The following is a 303-nucleotide window of genomic DNA, read 5'->3' as shown; positions in this document are numbered from 1 at the left end:
TTTCTTAAAGGTTTCGAACAACACCTCCGTGTAGATGGCCTGAAAGACAATTCAATTTCCTCTTATATGAACGCTTTGCGTTCTCTTTATCGCGAGGCCCGGCGATTGGGTTTGATGGCCTTTACTCCCGGTCTTTTCGACAATGTGTTTACGGGTAGCGCACCTACCGAGAAGCGTTCCCTGGAATCCGATGTTATTGCCTTGATCCTCTCGGCCGACCTTTCCGATGATCCTCGCCTTGCTCTTAGCCGCGACTTGTTTGTTCTTTCTTTCCTGTTGCACGGCATGCCTTTTGTTGACTTG

1 protein-coding gene is annotated in these 303 nt (G+C 48.8%); it reads left to right on the top strand.

The features are described 5' to 3' along the window. Nucleotides 1-303: phage integrase SAM-like domain-containing protein (locus D0T87_RS24070; protein ID WP_203558795.1), on the top strand; the 303-nt coding region annotated here is incomplete at both ends.

This window comes from Bacteroides sp. 51 (assembly GCF_010500965.1).
Lineage (GTDB): Bacteria > Bacteroidota > Bacteroidia > Bacteroidales > Bacteroidaceae > Bacteroides.
This window is presented reverse-complemented; position numbering and strand designations above follow the sequence as displayed.